This is a genomic window from Granulicella sp. L60, assembly GCF_009765825.1.
Lineage (GTDB): Bacteria > Acidobacteriota > Terriglobia > Terriglobales > Acidobacteriaceae > Edaphobacter.
Map to the genome: position 1 here is coordinate 714,367 of NZ_LMUR01000015.1, position 16,893 is coordinate 731,259.

Sequence of the window (16,893 nt, forward strand, 5' to 3'; positions counted from 1 at the left end):
ATTGGTTCCGCGAAGCGCGTCCCACAGGCTAATAAAGTCAATGCGCGCCGGTTACAACGTTGCCTGGGTGTCCCCGTAACGGAAGAGCTTACTTAAGCGCTTGCGTGAGTAAAGGATGTAGCTTCTCCCATAAGGAGACAAGCCCGCTTGATACACCAACGGCTTTGCTCAACCCGTCTAGCATCGGACCGATTACGGCGCGCCGACGAGCTTCTTTAGGTTTCGTCAGCTCCTCAGAAAGCGTCGCTAGCTGCTCCGCCATTTCTCGCTTTTGATCGTCAGCAACAGGCGCATTCGCCAGCGCGTCCGTGAATGCTTTAAGAGCTGCCGCCAGGTCCGTGTTCCCCTGCTTCTCCGTATTTCCAATCGCTACCGCTATGCTTTGCGCCGAACCGGTAGTGATCGCTCCAACCGTGCTACCCCCCTGCACATTCACGCTGTGAATCGTGTTGTATTGTGCAGAAGGCTTGGCAGGTATATTTATCCTCGGGGTTGTAGAGCCTAATCCAACCATCCAATCCATTTCGGCTGTCACGTGATTTTGGTGCGCGTACAGGAGCCGCAGTTGGTCGTTAGAGGCTTCCAGTTTCGCCGTTTCTGTTTGCTGCAGCAGAGCGTAACAGCCAACGCAAAGGGGATGATTTGCGATGTTTACGAGGGCCGGTTTTCCGCACTGGTCACAGGAAGACATGTAGTTGAAGTCTGACAGAAGAACGGCATACAGACCAGTGTAAATTCATGCTCCCGTGCTTCGAGCCCGTTTGAGATCTTTGAACCCACCGTCTCAGCCAAGGCCGCGCCGATTGATTGGTACCGACAATTTCGGGTTTTCGGACGTAAGTTCGCTTAAAGAGTGCATTGGTGATTCTTCACTCGATGAAAGCAAGTGCTATGAATTCAATCACAACCAAGCCATGGCACCGCTCTTCCTACCAATGTTCTCGATGATCCGGCAGAGTTGGCATATATATCCGCTTGGGGTTTTGTTTGGGCTCGGGTTTCGACACGGCTGCGGAGGTAGGCCTTTTGAACATCTCCGCTACGAAAGCCTCGAAAGGGTTGCCGGCGATGTGCGCTTGTTTCCCAGCCTTCTTCGCGGCAGCATGTCACATGTCGATACATGCGACAATATCCTGCTGCACGAAGTGCAGGATGAAAAAATCAAGCAAAGAAATATAACTATTTGTTTTAGTTAGCAGAATAACTACATGTATTGCTTGAGGCTCTGACGGCATTCAAGATTCCCACTCACCATTCTAAAAACAAATAATCTAGTTCCACAACTATTTGTGCTTGTGGAAGTCATTTGACTCATCGGAGCCAAAGGACATCCCAGGTCCCAAGTGGGAGCTCGGTGTCCAGTCAAGCTTTCTCTCGGTTTATCGTCTCGAAGGGTCCTGCACAGCAGGATTGGCCTTCGCAAAAGCGGCGCGGCGCACTTAGCTCATGCAAGTCAGCTTGGCGCACCTCTTTTTAAAGCCATTGAGAACATAAGAGGGTTGAACATAAGCATATTCAAGAGCAAGCTCAGATGTTGCGAGTTCAGCGCTCGATTTTGCCATGGGGTGCAGACGCTGCTGGCTCCGATTTAAGAAGATGATGACGCCAAGTGTGTCGTAGCGACGATTGTGCTAATTCGACCCCTGCTGTCCGCTGGATACTCTATAGAACCCGGCCGGCACCATTTAAGTAGCCCTATTTATGTCTCATGGTATGCCTGTTGTAGGCTGGAGAAGAACGTATTGCGAGACTTCTATGACGGTGCCAGAACGCTGGACAGGTGACGAGTGCCGCAATGTAATGAGCGCAATCCCCGTATACGTGTGGTCAGCGCTGCCCGACGGCACGGTTGATTTTGTCAATCCTCAGTGGGAAGAGTATACCGGCCTCCCCGGGAGCGCCGCTTTTGGTTGGAAGTGGGCATCGGTAATTCATCCTGAGGATGTAGAACGGTACACCTCAGCCTGGAAACTATCGCTTGAGTGCCTCGACCCGTTGGAACAAGAGATTCGCGTTCACGGCAAAAATGGGATTTATCGATGGTGGCTCATTCGATGCACTCCTGCTTATGACGAATCCGGCCAGCTCCTGAAATGGTATGGCGCAGGTTTCGATATTGATGACCGCAAACGTGTGCAGGAAGAGCTGCAACGTCATCATGAAACCGTTCGTGATCAAATTGAGCAAGAACTTCGCGATACGATCGATGCGATTCCAGTTCTTTGTGGAACGCTATCGTCTGATGGAAACGTCGACTTTTTCAACCGGCGCACGCTCGAATATTATGGCCTGTCTTCCGAGGAAATGATTGGTTTTAACTGGAAGAATGTGGTCCATCCGGATGATTTACCCCGCCTCGTAGCGGCTCAACTTGAATCTTTTCCTGCCGGACGGCCGCTAGACATTGAGACGCGGTGTAGACGGGCGGATGGGGTATACCGCTGGGTGATCCATCGCATCGTGCCCAGATATGGCGAGCACGGGGAGATTATCAAATGGTACGGCATCACCTTCGATATCGAAGATCGGAAGCGGGCTGAGGAAGCGGTGCTGGAGCAGCGTGTCTTTGAACGTACGAGGATTGCGCGCGAGCTGCACGACACCCTGCTGCAGAACTTTCAAGCGACGCTGCTCATGTTGGGGGCTGCGAAGAACCTTCTCGACGGTGGGCCGGTTAAGGAAACGCTCGAACAAGCCCTTGTTACGGCTGATCGCGCCATTGCTGAGGGGAGAGAGGCAATCCAGGGACTACGTCTGGGCACGGAAGAACCTGGCGATCTCATCACGGTACTTACCACGTTGGGCAAAGGATTAGCCGCCGGGCTCGGGACCGGCGGCTGCCCTTCGTTTCATGTAGAGGTTTCAGGAGTTCCAGCTCGGCTGAACCCCTCCGTTATCCACGAAGTCGTGAGTATCGGTAGCGAGGCCCTTCGAAATGCCTTCCGTCACGCTCGTGCAAAGGATATACGACTGCACTTTCGATACGAGGCAGAGGAATTCCGACTTGCCGTAGTTGATGACGGAACAGGCATCGATCCCGCTATCCTGGCAACGGGTCGCGGCGAAGGCCACTTTGGTTTGGCAGGCATGCGCGAACGTTCAAAGATTGTCAGCGGCAACTTCACTCCCTGGAGTGAACGTGGGCTCGGGACCAGAATTGAACTGAAAATCCCGGGGTCGCACGCCTACGATGTCTCGTGAACAGCAAGAACCAGGTTAAATGCACTCATTACCTCCGTGTCTCTATCACCAGCCTTCGCGAATTGGCCACGCCTGGTGACTGTATTTGCGCATCACGCTTATGTTCGGAGGCGCCCCCTTCACTAAAATGACCGTGGCCTCGGAATAATCGTAGATATTGATCCAAGATAAACCGTGGCCCTGAGCCTAGGAGCGCGCACACACGAAAGTGTAGTTCGCATACCCATCTACAGCGGCGTTGAAAATGAAGACGACTAGAGCACAATTGGCTTGCTTAGCCGAACAGGTGAGGAGCAAGCATGTCGAATTCAAGCGATATCAAAAGCGTCGTGATTATTGGTGGAGGTTTTGCCGGGCTCAATTGTGCACAGAAGCTGGCCGCGCATAAGAATCTTAAGATCACCATTCTTGACAGAAACAATTATCAGCAGTTTCAGCCATTGCTGTATCAAGTCGCCACAGGCACTCTATCGCCAGACAATGCAGCGTTCAATCTACGGGCTGTGTTAGCCGGACACGAAAATGTAGACGTTGTCATGGCGGAGGTGAAGTCCGTTGACCTCGCCACACGGACAGCTTATTCAGTCGGTGGCGACGAATTTCAGGGAGACTTCCTGGTGCTTGCCGCAGGCGCAGAGCCAAATTTCTTTGGCATCCCTGGCGTTCAAGAGCATGCGCTACCGCTTTACTCGCTGCTTGACGCAGAGCACCTGAGATCACGCCTTATCGGTGCTCTTGAAACCGCAGATCGAGATGCCGGCAAGAGAACGGAACCGCTGCGGTTTGTCGTGATCGGTGGGGGTGCTACGGGAGTTGAGATCGCCGGCGCCATTGGTGATGTACTGCAGCGCACATCGTTGCTTGCGTTCAAGCATGCCGATCTAAAACACGCATCGGTGACGTTGATCGACATGGGGAAGACTGTTCTCGGCCCGTTCGGCAAGCACTCTCAGGAGTATGCAACGGAAATGCTGAAAAACCGCGGAATCGAGTTACTGCTCGGGGTCTCCGTAAAGGAGGTAGCAAAGAACGGTGTCACCCTCTCGGACGGTACCCACATTCCTGCTGAACTGGTGATTTGGGCCGGAGGGCTTAAGGGGGCGGCTATTTCCAACTCACTCGGTATCAAGGCAGGGCGCGGCGGTAGAGTCGATGTTCAACCAGATCTAAGCGTCGCAGATTTTCCTGGAGTGTATGCGGTTGGAGATTTCGCAAACTTCCAGACCGTCGATGGCCAGGCGCTACCGCAACTAGCCTCGGTTGCCCAGCAAGCAGGTCGCCATTGTGCAAAGAACATAGCCGCAGCCGCACTAGGTAACTCCGGCAAACGTTTTGAATATCACGACAAGGGAATCATGGCTATGGTCGGCCGGAACGCGGCAGTAGCTGAAGTAGGTTCAAACCGGCATACGGTGACCGGAACGCTCGCATTTGCCGCGTGGCTCGGAGTGCACGCCTTGTTGCTGACGACGGTACGCGCGAAAGTCGAGACCTTCGTTGAGTGGGCATGGGAATACTTCGGCCATGTTCACGTCGACGCGATTCTGGATCGACCTGACGTTGACTGGTCGAATGGGATGAATACTCCACCCGTGGATTAGCACTATCGCCACTATGCCGCTCGCTGCTCAAACAGGTCAGCCTCTGTGAAGAGAAACACAAAACCCCTCAGCTTCAGACAAGGAGAAGAAGAAATGTCCTCGTACAAACCCATTCAACGCATCGCGATTGTTGGTACAGGTGTCATCGGCGCAAGCTGGGCCGCGTATTATCTCTCGCGCGGATTCGATGTGGTCGCTACCGATCCTGCACCAAACGCAGAGGAAGGCCTCCGGAAATATGTGGCGGAGGCATGGGGATTGCTCACTAAATATGGACTGGCCCCAAATGCATCGATGGAAAGGCTGGAATTTGCATCTTCCATGCAGGAGGCGCTCCGCGAAGCAGATTTTGTGCAGGAGAATGGACCCGAACGCCCTGATTTCAAAATCAAGCTGTTCGCCGATATGGATGATGCTACCCCGCCGGAATCCATCATCGCTTCCAGTTCTTCCGGCCTCACCATGGACGTCATCCAATCGGGCTGCAAGCGGCCGGAACGTTGCGTGATTGGTCACCCGTTCAACCCCCCGCATGTAATTCCTTTGGTCGAGGTCGTGGGCGGTGCCAAGACCTCAGAAGAAGCCATTCTGCGAACGATGGAGTTCTACACATCGATCGGGAAGAAGGCGATTCGGCTGCACAAAGCTCTACCCGGCCATGTGGCGAATCGTTTCCAGGCCGCTCTCTACAAAGAGGTCTTGTATCTGGTTCAGGAGGGTGTGCTTAGCGTTGAGGATGCCGACATTGCAATCTGTTACGGGCCGGGACTTCGTTGGGGAGTCATGGGGCCGAGCCTGCAGTGGCATCTCGGCGGAGGCGCCGGGGGTATTCACCACTACATGGAACACCTCATGCCCCCGCTAACAGCTTTGATCGGATCGCTTGCTGCTCCAGATGTCACCGATGCACTCAAGCAGACCGTTGTCGACGGAGTTCTTCATGAGGTGGGTGAGCGTTCCGTCGATGAGTTAGCAAATCAGGAGAACGAAGTGCTTCTTGGGCTTCTAGCATCTCGTTCCAGGGTCGGGCTCTGATCTCACCGACTGATAACCAGAAAAGGAGTGCTGCATCTATGTCTGCAATTGAAAGCACCTCAAAAAGCGCGCTAGAAGGTGCGCGGATATTTTTTCTCGATCTTGGGGCAGGCCGGATTCTGTCGGCTCGACCCGATGGGTCCGATCTGAAGGTCATCATCGGGGGCGGTCAAAGGCACCCCGATGGACTCGCTGCAGATCCCGAGCGACGACATCTCTACTGGACCAACATGGGGAACCCTGTTGCGAACGATGGCTCCATCTTCCGGTCCGATCTCGATGGTGGAAACATCACGGTCATCGTTCCGCCCGGATCGACTTTCACGCCTAAACAGCTTCAGATCGAAGCGAAGTCGCAGAAGCTCTATTGGTGTGATCGCGAGGGTATGCGCGTCATGCGCTGCAATCTCGATGGCACAGAAATAGAGACGCTGGTGCAAACCGGGGAAAACGACGACGATCGACATGACCAAACCCGGTGGTGCGTAGGGATCGCAGTCGATGCGGACGGCGGAAAAATCTACTGGACCCAGAAGGGCGGCGACAATGCTGGGCAAGGGCGTATCTTCCGCGCCGGCATTGAGATTCTCTCGGGCGAAGGACCTGCAACCCGCTCAGACATCGAGCTGCTGTTCGAGCATCTTCCCGAGCCGATAGACCTTGATATCGATCCATCAAGCAGGATGCTGTATTGGACTGATCGCGGCGATCCACCACGAGGTAATACAGTCAATCGCGCTTCAATGGATATAGCCGCGAACTCTCACACCGAATCGCAAATCGTGATTACACACTTAATGGAGGGAATCGGTCTGGCTCTCGACGTGAACGGCGGACGTATGTTCGTCACCGACCTTGCCGGGTCTGTGTACAGCGCGAATCTTGATGGGACGAATCCCAAAATGTTGTTGGCCGCCGAAGGAAACCTGACCGGTATCGCCTACGTGGCTTGAAGCAAACTGCGCTGGGTGCCCACTGATGTCCTCACACACACTTTTGACGGTCACGAAAGGAGCATTATGTATTCCTATCAACCTGTGAATAACCATCAGGACCTGCTGAATGTGGTCGACGGTCTGCTATTAGAGGCTGGGCTCCAGCGCGAAGACTTTGGCGGCCAGATTACGTTTGCGGGCATGGATCCTATCCGTCCGACCCACCTCAAGGTAGGTTGCGCTTCGGCTTCTGTCAGTGGCGCGAACGCTATAGCCTCGGCAATCATCTGGAAGCATCGGACCGGTGAGAGCCAGGATATCCATATCGACCTGCGAAAAGCCTACGTCACTCAGAGCCCCTGGCAAGATTTGCTTGCCGGCTACACTCTGGTCAACGGCACGCCTCAGATGATGGGCGGCAATGTCGGGGAACTAGGCTCGCATATTCTTCCGACCCGGGATGGCCGCTTCGTTATTCTCACCTCGCTCTACGCCTCGAACACAGAGCGAATCATGCAACTGTTGGACAGCGGAACGTTGCCCAAGCAGCTTGAGCACGCTACGCGTAAGTGGGATTCGGCAGACCTGGAAACCGCGGCCCAAGACTCAGGCGTACCGTTAGTCATCTGCCGCACGAGCAAGGAATTTCGCGCCACAGAACAGTATCAGCGCCATGCAAGTGCGCCCCTGATCGATATCGAGAAGATTGGCGACAGCGATCCGGAACCGTTGCCTCCAGGTGCACGGCCACTTTCAGGTATTCGCGCGCTCGGTATGACGCATGTCGTGGCGGGGCCTGCGGTGTTGCGCCAACTCTCAGCGCAGGGAGCAGATGCTTTGAACCTGAATACGCTGAACTGGATCGAACAGCCTACGATGTATTGGCAGACCCAGGCCGGAATTCGCCAAGCATACATGGACGCACGTATCGACGGCAACCGTAAGGCGATTTATGAACTCGTCAAAGATTCTGACGTATTCGTCGAGAATCTGCGTCCGCACCTGGCGGATAAACAGGGGTTCTCAGCGGACACGCTGGCGAGCATTCGTCCCGGAATCATCTACGTCAAGATCAAGCTCAACACACCTACCGGACCGTGGGCCGACTGGATGGGATACGACTTCACCGCCGCGGGTCTTTGTGGAATGCTTTGCGATCTCGGTTCAGCAGACCAACCCCAATTGCCACACGGCGTGCAAGTGGTATGCGACTTTCTGACCGGCTATCTGGCAGCCATTGGGGTACAGGCTGCATTGCTGCGGAGGGCTAAAGAGGGCGGCAGCTACAAAGTGACGGTCACCTTATCCCAAACAATCATGTTCGAGCAGGCTCTCGGTTTCGTAGACAACGCAACGCTTCTCAATCTCGACAATCTGGGCCCGGACCACAAGCCGATCAAACCTAATCTTCAAACGGGCCTGACAGCATTCGGCGAATTCACACGTCTCGGTTCACAGATCGAGATGTCGAAGACGCCCGAATATTGGGCAGATCCGATCATCGCACCGATCGGTTCCTCGAAGCCGGAGTGGTTATCCCGATAAAAAAGGGCGGCCCTACTCGGGTCGCCTTTGTCTTTCACATTTGGCAGAACGAGCCATTCGATTCGCACAGCGGTGAAATGTCTAGGCCGCAGCCGTAGCTCCGGCGCCAGGAGGGACCTTGGACGCGCTTACGCTCCATCGAATTCACTTTGGTTTCACGATCACGTACCACTACCTCTTTCCGCAGCTGACCATGGGGCTGGCATTGTTGATCGTCATTCTCAAGACGTTCGCGCTACGGTCATCCGATCCGGAGGTCTCGAAAGTATACGAGGACTCCGCTCGCTTTTGGGGAAAACTATTCGCAGTTAACTTCCTTCTTGGCGTCGTTACTGGCATTCCGATGGAGTTCCAGTTCGGCACCAACTGGTCCGAATTTTCTCGTCGAACTGGCGGCGTCATTGGTATGCCGCTCGCGATGGAAGGAATCTTCTCTTTTTTTCTGGAGTCGGCATTCCTTGGACTCTTTCTCTTTGCCGAAAAGAGACTGTCTCGCCGTATGCACTGGCTTTCGGCATTTCTCGTTTTCCTCGGTTCCTGGATATCCGGATTCTTCATCATTGTCACGAATGCGTTCATGCAACATCCAGTCGGCTATCGCATTATGAGCAATGGCGTCTTTGAAGTTACGAGCTTCCGAGATCTTTTGCTGAATCCATGGGCGTGGCTGGAGTATGCGCACAATATGTGTGCAGCGGTAGTGACGGCATCGTTCTTCATGTCCGCTGTTGGGGCGCTCTACCTGCTTCAGGGGCGAAAGGGTCCATATGGGCGTACCTTCCTAAAGCTCGGAGTGATTGCCGGGATCATCTCCTGCACGCTGCAGGTTTTTCCAACGGGAGATCTGCACGGCAAGTACATGGCCAAGCATCAGCCTATGGCGATCGCGGCCATGGAAGGACAGTTCCACACAGAGAAAGGTGCCGGGATGGTGCTTTTCGGTCAACCCAACTATGAGTCCGGAACTATCGACAATCCCCTTGTTGTCAACAAAGTTCTGAGCTTTCTCATTTATGGCACAACATCTGCCGAGGTCCAGGGACTCGACCATTTCCCGAAGGATCAGTGGCCAACCACACTTCCACTGCTTTTCTACAGCTACCACATCATGGTCGGTCTCGGGACGTGGTTTGGCGCATTGATGGGACTATCAACTCTCCTGCTATGGCGCGGCAGGCTCTATTCTTGCCGATGGATGCTTTGGCCGATTCTGCTTAGTTGGCCTCTACCTTACATCGCGACCACCGCGGGATGGATGACCGCAGAGATCGGCCGCCAGCCTTGGCTTGTCTATGGTCTCATCCGGACGTCACAGGGTTACTCCCCGCATGTGAACGCAAGCAATGGCCTCTTTTCGTTGCTCGGCTTCCTTGGAATGTACAGTGTGCTTTCGCTTCTGTGGATCATCCTTCTCTACAACCACGTTCAGTCCGGACCAACCGTTGCAAAGAGCGACCGGGCATCTGCCGTCACCGCGTGAGGAGCAAAACAAATGGGTACGCTGTGGTTCTGGATTGTCGCACTGATGTTGACTGCCTACATCGTTCTCGATGGGTTCGATCTCGGGGTCGGCACGATCTATTTATGGATTGCCCGCACGGATTCGGAACGCTCTCAGGCGCTCCGCACCATTGGCCCCTTGTGGGACGGAAATGAAGTTTGGTTGCTTGCGTCCGCCGGCACACTCTTCTTTGCGTTTCCGCTGCTGTACGCGACCGCGTTCAGTGGATTCTATCTTCCCTTGATGATCGTTCTCTGGCTGATCATTCTTCGTGGGATCAGCATTGAACTTCGAGGTCATTCTTCAGAGCCTCTCTGGCGAACGTTTTTTGAAGCGATCTTTTTTCTCTCAAGCGCTCTGTTAGCTATCTTCTTTGGCGCTGCTCTTGCAAACGTCGTCCGTGGAGTTCCTGTAGGTGCGGACGGGTACTTTTTCCTTCCGCTCTGGACGAACTTCCGCACCGGACCCAATCCTGGCATCCTTGACTGGTACACGATTCTTGGCGGCGTCCTTGCGTTGACGGCCCTCTCGCTCCACGGTTCTCTCTACCTCGCGTTGAAGACCGAAGGGAACGTAGAAGAGCGTGCCACCCGGCTCGCGAAGCAGGGCTGGACCGCAACACTCGTCCTGTCAACAATAGGCATACCAGCTACCGTTTTGGCTCGGCCCGCTTCGCTCACTGACTACCTGCGCCATCCAATTGCATTCATTTTCCCATTGATAGGTGCTGCCTGTCTGATCGCGATTCGTCTTACCCTGTCGAAGGGCAATCAGTTCCGTTGTTTTCTCGCCTCTTGCGGCTATCTATCTTCCATGTTTCTCGGGGCGGCGTTCGGTCTTTTTCCAGTTATCCTTCCCGCTGTTGGCACTCAAGGGCGGGACCTTACGGTGGAGCAGGCTCTATCCCCGCCGCACACGCTACGGGTCGGTCTGGCCTGGTGGTCCGTAGGAATGTGTCTGGCAATCACATACTTCTGCATCGTCTATTGGCTCTTCCGGGGGAAAGTTCCTATCGACGATGGCGGTTACGAACACTGAGGGCAGGAGCGAGAGTGGCCGATGACACGAACAGATATCTTAAGGGTAGACATTACACTGAATTAACGATCTTAGACGGGAAGTGATTCTCCGCCAATGCGATCGTGCTCAGAAATCAATCGCCTAAACTGATATGTGGGCGGAGATCATCAGAATCTGCCAGGTGCAGCTCGGCAAGACAGAAGGGCGGAGGCAGACATGCTACCGAAACGGATTACTGTGATGTGCGTAGACGACCATCCGCTCATGCGGGATGGTATCGCTTTTGCTCTTCAGCAGGAATCTGACATCGAACTTGTGGCTCAGGCTGAAAACGGAATCAACGCCGTCAGAGCATATCGCCAGCATCTTCCAGACGTCACACTCATGGATCTGCAGATGCCGGAGATGGACGGCATCGAAGCCATGTCGGAGATCCTCGCAGAGTTTCCGAAGGCTTGCATTGTCATGCTTACCACTTATGCCGGAGATATCCAGGCAAGCCGAGCGCTCAAACTCGGGGCGATGGGATATTTGCTTAAGGGGCTCCTTCGTACAGACCTCGTTACGACGATTCGTGCCGTCCACTCTGGTGTTCGCTGCGTTCCATCAGAAGTTGCGAAGGGAATTGCCACTCATCTCGCGGTAGACCACCTTTCCGAGAGAGAGCTTCAGGTGCTCCGTCTGGTCGCGGATGGAAATTCCAACAAGGTGATAGCAGACCTTCTGGGAGTTACCGAAGATACGATCAAGGGCCACATGCGAAATGTCATGCTGAAATTACAAGCGAACGACCGCACCCATGCTGTGACCATAGCGGCAAAGCGCGGTTACCTGATCGGCTGACGCGATCCAATGATCGCTAGAATCCAGTGACTAAAACAGGTTGCTTCAAAAGTCCTCCCTCCCCGGCTTCATGGAATAAAACATCCCCCTGCTCGTCTCTGGCCCACCTGATAGCCCCACGAAAGTGTAGCTCCGCGACTACCGCAAAGGTCGTTCTTCAAACTGCGACATCTCGTTACGCTTCAAAGAGGCCAAGGGCGTCTCTCCAGAGACGCTTCTTTAGGAAGATCCAGCACCGGTCGAACCTAAAGGAAGGGGCGAATGAAGACAATGATGATCGCCCGAGGGGCATATGCGAAATCAAATGTTTGCGGTTGCCGTCCACCCCGACCCACCTCAGTTGCCTTCGTGACAGTTGAATCACTGTTCTTGGTCGGTTGTGGCGGAGCGCCTTCCATTACGATAGCCGGCGCCTACTTTCCGGCATGGCTTCTGTGTGCCCTTATTGCAGTCCTTGTCGCGGTGGTTGTACGAGGTCTGATGGTCGCGACTGGACTTTCGAACCATATTCCTTACCAGCTGGCGGTTTGTTCATCAATCGGTGTCATTGTTGCCCTTGTCGTTTGGCAGCTCTGGGTGGTGCGCTGATGATGGAAGCTCGCGGAATTCGTAGGCGCAACCCTTTAGGCGTGGTTATTGTCATCCTTCTTGTTGTGCTGGCCATTTTCTTCTGGGTCCAGACGTCACTGAGGGCGAAGCCCAGCACCGATGACGCAAGCATCGACGGGGAAGTCGTGCACATCGCACCACTGGTCGGTGGGCGGATCATTGCATTGGCGGTCCATGAGAACCAACTAGTGCACAAAGGCGATCTCCTGTTTCGGATCGATCCCGTTCCATATCAAATCAACGTTGTTGCAGCGGAGGCCAACCTCGATGTAGCGCGTGCGACGGTAGGCTCTAAAAGACGTTTTGTTACGACGCAACGTTGGGACGCGGATATTGCAAATGAACAGATCAGCCGAGCGAGAGATAATCTAGCCCTCTCACAGAGAACACAAGAGCGTCTCGGACCGTTGGCGGCTAAAGGATATATTCCGCAACAACAGTTCGATCAGGCAAAGGTCGCGACTCAAGATGCGACAACCTCACTCGCGCAAGCAGAAAAACAGCAAAGTGCCGCACAAGGCGCGGTGGACACGGAAGACGCCGTCGTCGCGGGTGTGCGGGCCGCTGCCGCCACGCTTGCCAATACACGCCGTGCTCTATCAGACACGGAAGTGCGAGCCCCGCATGATGGACGTATCGTCGGCTTGACGATATCCACCGGCGAGGTCGTTGCTCCATCGCAAGCGCTGTTCACCCTTATCAACACAGAGGAGTGGTTCGCTTCAGCAGACTTCCGAGAGGTTGACATCAATCGAATCGAGTCTGGGGTTTGTGTGACCGTCTACTCGATGATCGATCGCAGTGTGCCGATAAGAGGTGTCGTGGAGAGTATCGGATATGGAGTGCTTGACGCAGATAAGATTGAGCTGCCCAGAGCAGCTCCATACGTGCAACCTTCGCTCAATTGGGTCAGGGTAGCTCAACGGTTTCCGGTGCGCATTCGCCTGGAGAACCCGCCAGAACGCCTGGTAAGGCTTGGTGCCAGCGCCGTCGTGGAGGTTGCACATGGCCGTGCGTGCAGATAGCGGTATTCGATGGGCATCCGTATGGCCTCTTATTCTTGAGTCTTCTCAGGCTCGGCTAGCATTCGCCGCGCGTATCGCGTTGACCTGCACGCTCGTGGCCGTTTTTGCAGAAACCTACAAAACCCCTGAGATCGCCCTCACTGTCTATTTGGTGTTTTTCCTAAATAAGCCAGACCGTATGTCCAGCATGGCGCTGACCATCGCGATCACAATACTCATAACTTTTGTCGTGGCTCTACTGCTGCTTCTCGCGGAACCGGTTTGGGCAAGCCCAGCCGTGCGAGTGCTCGTGATGGCATCGATCTCGTTCGTCATGCTGTTTTTCGCCTCCGCTAGCAAACTGAAGCCGTTGGCTTCCACGATAGCGCTTGTTCTTGCGTATGCGCTGGATGTATTAGGTTCGGTTCCGATAGGGGAGTTGGGGACGCGGGGTCTGCTCTATGCGTGGCTCTTTGTCGGAATTCCCGCGCTCATCTCAGCCTTCGTAAACCTGCTCGTCGCACCATCTCCACGGAGCCTCGCACAGAGGGAGATCGCGGAGCGGCTTCGTGCCGCCGCGGAGCTTCTGGGTGAGGGCGATAGTGCTGCGATTCGTAAGTTAGCGCGGCTAGCGTCGATGGACGATGCGGAAACTCAGGTTCACCTCAAGCTCGCCGGTCTCGAGAAGACAAGTAGGGATGAGGATATTGCTGCGTTGAAAGGTGCCTCCGATTGTGTCGTCATCGTGCGTTCCGCAGTACAGCTCATGCTGGACGAACCTCAGGCAATGCCTCCCCAAAACATCAAGCGGACAATTGAGATCAGACTGCTGGAGATAGCTTCTATCTTTGCCGCCGGTGGATACGCAGCCAAGGTCGATTCGGTAGACATCGATGACGCTTGCACGGACCTCGCCGCTTCAGCCGTGGCCTTTCTCAACGCCGGGCTCACGCAGTTTGGCGAGTTGAGACTGCCACAGAGTTCGAAGAAGCCAAAAGAGAGCACAGGGTTCTTCGTGCCAGACGCGTTCACGAACCCCGTGCATATGCAGTTCGCGTTCAAGGTCACGGTGGCCGCTATGCTCTGCTATCTCATCTATTCCATCCTCAGCTGGCCTGGTATTCACACGGCGCTGATCACGTGCTTTATCGTCTCACTCGGAACGGCTGCGGAGAGCGTTGAGAAGTTGACTCTGCGCATTCTTGGATGCCTGATGGGTGCTGGGCTGGGGCTACTGGTCATGCTCAAGGTGATTCCTTGGGTGACGAGCATAGAAGTTCTGGCAGTGCTTGTTTTTGCAGGCGCGTTCCTCGGAGCCTGGATTGCGGCCGGCGACAAGCACATCTCCTATGCTGGATTTCAGATTGCGTTTGCATACCTTCTCTGTGTCATCCAAGGCCCGGCGCCTTCCTTCAACATGGTGGTTGCCCGTGATCGCGTGCTCGGCATTCTTCTGGGAAACGTAGTTTCGTACTTCGTCGCGACTCGGATATGGCCGGTCAGCGTTGGTCCGCGTATTGATGATGCCCTTAACAGGGCCAAGGAGAATCTGGAGGGCATGGTCGAATCCATCGATAGATGGTCCCGGTGGCGTCTGGCCTCTGAGACTCACTCGATATTGAACGGGATCACGAGCGATATTCATTTAGCCTCCTACGAGCCTGCATCGATCCGTCCTGGAAGCACCTGGCTCGATGCGCAACAACATGCGGTAGAAGCGGCTCGAAGGTTGGAACCCGCGCTCCTCAGCTTTGCAGAGTTGGCACCCGAACAGGAAAGAAGCCGCCTTCGCGACCTCCTGGACTGGCGGGCTGCGGCAGGATCCTACGCCAACCTGAACAGTCACACTGAAGCTAAATTGCTCGTGCTGCTGGAGAATCTGGTGCGGGTTCGAATCAGCGCGTTCCAGCAGGCTTTGTCTCACCTCAAACGGGCGGAACAAGATGAATAAAACGCTCTTCATCCTGATCGCACTATTGATTCCGTTCAGCACATCTCCCATCCATTCGCAGAGTGTAGACCGAGCCTCATCATCTCCTAAGGGCCCTCTACCTGATCGCGCGAGGCGACTGAGGCTTCCTGATTCGCCGTTCCCACCGGGAAGTTTTGTCTTGTCGCCGAATCCAGATGCAGGACACATGCCGGCGCCTCGCACTGCACTCTCCAGAGACCATGAATACGATCTGGTGGAGTTGATAGACATTGCCGAACGAGAAAACCCAGAAACCCGGCTGGCTTGGGAAAGAGCGCGTAATGTGGCTATTGGTGAGGGCATGGCCGCGAGCACCTATTTGCCCGTTATCACTGCCAATGTGCTTGGCGGTTATCAGGGAGCGAACGGTCAGAACAGTATCTTTGGAGCCACCGTTCCTGGTTCCGGAAATGTGTTCGGCAGCGTGGAGGCTGTGTCCGTGGAGTGGCTTCTTTTCGACTTTGGCGGAAGAAAGAACATTGTTGGTGCGGCGAGAAAATTGACCGATGCGTCTAACATCGCTTTTACCGGCGCTCATCAACAAGTCATCTATGCTGTCTCCGTTGCCTATTATGCATATGTCGCGGCAGTCGAACGCCATCTGACCGCTATAAGGGCACTGACTAACGCCAAGGAAATCGAGGCTGCTACCGAGGCGCGTTACAACCACGGCGAAGGCACAGTCATTGAAACTGCCCAGACTCGCAACCTATCAGCACAAGCGCAATTCACTGTGGTCAACACACAAGGAGCCGAACAGCAGGCATACGCGACGCTGCTTGCGGCGACAGGGGTGTCGCCGCTGGAAACGATCCGGATTGCGCCCGTCATGCACCATTCGCTCTCCACGGACAATCTGGCGCCCGTCGATCAGATCGTTCGTGAAGCTCTGGCCCGTCGTCCGGATGTGCTGGCAAGTTACAACACGCTGCAAGCGAGTCAGTCCTCCGTGAGAGTCGCCGAAGCCCAGAACCGCCCGAAGATCTTCCTCTCGGGTACCGGCGCTTATGTCAACGGTCAACTTGGACTCACAGCAGTTCCTGCTATCGGAGAGCAGTTACCGACCCTGAATATCACCGGTAATCAATGGAACGGAACGGTCTTGGTGGGAATGTCCATTCCGATCTTTGACGGCCATCGGCGTGCCAACGCAATTCGTCAGGCGAAGAATAACGAGGACAAAGCTTCGGCGACTCTCGATCAGCTACGCCTAAACGCAATGCGGGAGATTGTTTCTGCACAAATCGCTCTGCGGACCAGCTTGGCGGCAAACGATGCAGCACTCGTCTTGAAAGCTGCCGCGCAGACCTCCTATGACGCAACCCTGGATTCCTACAAACAGGGGGTTGGCACAGTGACAGCAACTGTCGACGCCGAGACACATCTCTTTCAGGCAGAGCTTGCCGAAGATGATGCCTACACATCTGCTTTGTCCGCTGCGGCCACGATTGCTTTTGCGACAGGAACGCTCGGAACAGCGCCCCGATGATGGGACAGTCACACGAAATTTACACAGGTGCTGCGGCCAAGTCACATGGAACGCTTTGCCGGCAGGGAACTCGCACTTGCTCCCAGCTAGTTCTTGTCAGGAGTCATATGCTGCGACTAAATGAAATAGATTGGAGGC

At 54.7% G+C, this 16,893-nt stretch carries 14 protein-coding genes; 13 read left to right on the forward strand and 1 reads right to left on the reverse strand.

Annotated features, from left to right (window positions below; all coding sequences use genetic code 11):
• Positions 1–88 precede the first annotated feature (88 nt).
• Positions 89–535: a hypothetical protein gene (locus tag GSQ82_RS10180; protein ID WP_158792139.1), complete on the reverse strand. Its 447-nt coding sequence runs from the start codon at positions 533–535 to the stop codon at positions 89–91.
• 268 nt (positions 536–803) lie between these two features.
• Between GSQ82_RS10180 and GSQ82_RS24725 the strand changes: the two genes are divergently transcribed.
• The 13 genes from GSQ82_RS24725 to GSQ82_RS10245 all read left to right on the forward strand — a co-directional run bounded on the left by GSQ82_RS24725 (position 804) and on the right by GSQ82_RS10245 (position 16,755).
• Positions 804–1,196, forward strand: coding sequence for a hypothetical protein (locus GSQ82_RS24725; protein ID WP_216847058.1), 393 nt, complete (start codon positions 804–806; stop codon positions 1,194–1,196).
• A 559-nt stretch (positions 1,197–1,755) separates the two neighbouring features.
• The gene (locus GSQ82_RS10190) at positions 1,756–3,201 is read left to right on the forward strand and encodes a PAS domain-containing protein (protein WP_158792140.1); all 1,446 of its coding nucleotides are present in this window, start codon (positions 1,756–1,758) and stop codon (positions 3,199–3,201) included.
• 299 nt (positions 3,202–3,500) lie between these two features.
• Complete coding sequence (locus GSQ82_RS10195; protein WP_158792141.1) at positions 3,501–4,802, forward strand: NAD(P)/FAD-dependent oxidoreductase; 1,302 nt, start codon at positions 3,501–3,503, stop codon at positions 4,800–4,802.
• Positions 4,803–4,895: 93 nt separating this feature from the next.
• Positions 4,896–5,837: a 3-hydroxyacyl-CoA dehydrogenase NAD-binding domain-containing protein gene (locus tag GSQ82_RS10200; protein ID WP_158792142.1), complete on the forward strand. Its 942-nt coding sequence runs from the start codon at positions 4,896–4,898 to the stop codon at positions 5,835–5,837.
• A gap of 38 nt (positions 5,838–5,875) precedes the next feature.
• Positions 5,876–6,790 (forward strand): 3-hydroxyacyl-CoA dehydrogenase, encoded by a 915-nt coding sequence (locus GSQ82_RS10205; protein WP_158792143.1) that lies wholly within the window; start codon positions 5,876–5,878, stop codon positions 6,788–6,790.
• Between the two features lie 66 nt (positions 6,791–6,856).
• The gene (locus tag GSQ82_RS10210) at positions 6,857–8,317 is read left to right on the forward strand and encodes a CoA transferase (protein WP_158792144.1); all 1,461 of its coding nucleotides are present in this window, start codon (positions 6,857–6,859) and stop codon (positions 8,315–8,317) included.
• A gap of 118 nt (positions 8,318–8,435) precedes the next feature.
• Positions 8,436–9,797 (forward strand): cytochrome ubiquinol oxidase subunit I, encoded by a 1,362-nt coding sequence (locus GSQ82_RS10215; RefSeq protein ID WP_158792145.1) that lies wholly within the window; start codon positions 8,436–8,438, stop codon positions 9,795–9,797.
• A gap of 12 nt (positions 9,798–9,809) precedes the next feature.
• Positions 9,810–10,856: a cytochrome d ubiquinol oxidase subunit II gene (cydB, locus tag GSQ82_RS10220; RefSeq protein ID WP_158792146.1), complete on the forward strand. Its 1,047-nt coding sequence runs from the start codon at positions 9,810–9,812 to the stop codon at positions 10,854–10,856.
• A 198-nt stretch (positions 10,857–11,054) separates the two neighbouring features.
• Positions 11,055–11,681, forward strand: a complete 627-nt coding sequence (locus GSQ82_RS10225) for a response regulator transcription factor (RefSeq protein WP_158792147.1) — start codon at positions 11,055–11,057, stop codon at positions 11,679–11,681.
• 261 nt (positions 11,682–11,942) lie between these two features.
• The gene (locus GSQ82_RS10230; protein WP_216847059.1) at positions 11,943–12,269 is read left to right on the forward strand and encodes a YtcA family lipoprotein; all 327 of its coding nucleotides are present in this window, start codon (positions 11,943–11,945) and stop codon (positions 12,267–12,269) included.
• Positions 12,269–13,315, forward strand: coding sequence for a multidrug transporter subunit MdtN (mdtN, locus tag GSQ82_RS10235; protein ID WP_216847060.1), 1,047 nt, complete (start codon positions 12,269–12,271; stop codon positions 13,313–13,315). Before GSQ82_RS10230 ends, mdtN begins: the two co-directional genes overlap by 1 nt.
• Before the next feature lie 292 nt (positions 13,316–13,607).
• Entirely contained in the window at positions 13,608–15,245 is a 1,638-nt protein-coding gene (locus GSQ82_RS10240; protein WP_371417188.1) for an FUSC family protein, read from the forward strand.
• 187 nt (positions 15,246–15,432) lie between these two features.
• Positions 15,433–16,755 (forward strand): TolC family protein, encoded by a 1,323-nt coding sequence (locus tag GSQ82_RS10245; RefSeq protein WP_158792149.1) that lies wholly within the window; start codon positions 15,433–15,435, stop codon positions 16,753–16,755.
• Positions 16,756–16,893: the final 138 nt, after the last annotated feature.